A 969-nucleotide genomic window follows, 5' to 3' on the forward strand; every position below is an offset into this window, starting at 1 on the left:
ATCTGGGCCAGGGCCATGGCCGGTGCGGCGGCGACGTCGCCGATGGTGGTGATCAGGGCGATCAGTTCGTCCTTGCCGTCGCCGGTGCGGTCGGGCACGGTGTACTCGACCACCCTGACCAGGGCCGCCCTGCCCGGGTTCAGATCATCTGCGGCCCGCGCGGCCTCGACGAGCGCCTCGCGGGCCTTGCCCCGGATCTTCGGGTCGATCAACACGGACGTGTACGAGCCGTCCGGCAACGTCTCGACCACCGGCAGCCGCAGGTCCGCCTTCACCCGCCACAGCAGTTGCGTCCCGCCGGCACGGGCGGCGTTCCAGGCGGCGAACGAGTAGAACCCGCGGTCGGCGATCAGCAGCCAGTCGGCACCCAGCTGTGGGTACAGGGCCGCGGCGAGGGTCTGCTCGGCCTGCCGCTGGCCGCCGATCGCGGCCGCGACCACCGCGTGTGAGGCGCACTCGGCGACCGTGACCATCCGGACCTTCGGGAACGCCGACGGCTGGTCGGCCGAACCCGTGTACCCGAACGCGGCCACGTTGCCCGGTGTGTCCGGCGCGTCCCACTCGATCCCGTCGATACTCATCAACCGCCACGGACCCAGGAACGCCCCCCGGGTCAACTCGTCCGCGACCGGCACCGCGACCCGGTCGAACACCTCGACCATCGGCTCCGGGCCCAGCCGTTGCCGGGCCGAGGTGATCCCACCCGAGGTCGGCGTCGTCCACTTCCGATCCCAGCACCCCCACCCGTCGAGGGTCTCGGTCAACCGGACCGCGACCTCCTCGTAGTCGTCGTCGGCGAACAACGCCAACGCCATCGCGAAGTACACCATGACGTGTGGCGGCAACTTCCCGTCCGAACGCCGCGCACCCTTGCCTGTGACCGCGACCGCCTCATCGACCACGTCACGCGGCACCGACCTCGCGAGGACCCCCAACGAGATCCAGTCCGGCAACCGTCCACCCACGACA

1 protein-coding gene is annotated in these 969 nt (G+C 70.9%); it reads right to left on the minus strand.

What is annotated here, in order from left to right; translation table 11 throughout:
* A partial coding sequence (locus ACFHVL_RS31350; RefSeq protein WP_416632241.1) for an IS4 family transposase occupies positions 1-953 on the minus strand: 953 nt, incomplete at its 3' end.
* Between the last annotated feature and the right edge of the window lie 16 nt (positions 954-969).

Origin of the sequence: Micromonospora sp. LOL_023 (assembly GCF_048060115.1) — a bacterium.
Lineage (GTDB): Bacteria > Actinomycetota > Actinomycetes > Mycobacteriales > Micromonosporaceae > Micromonospora_E.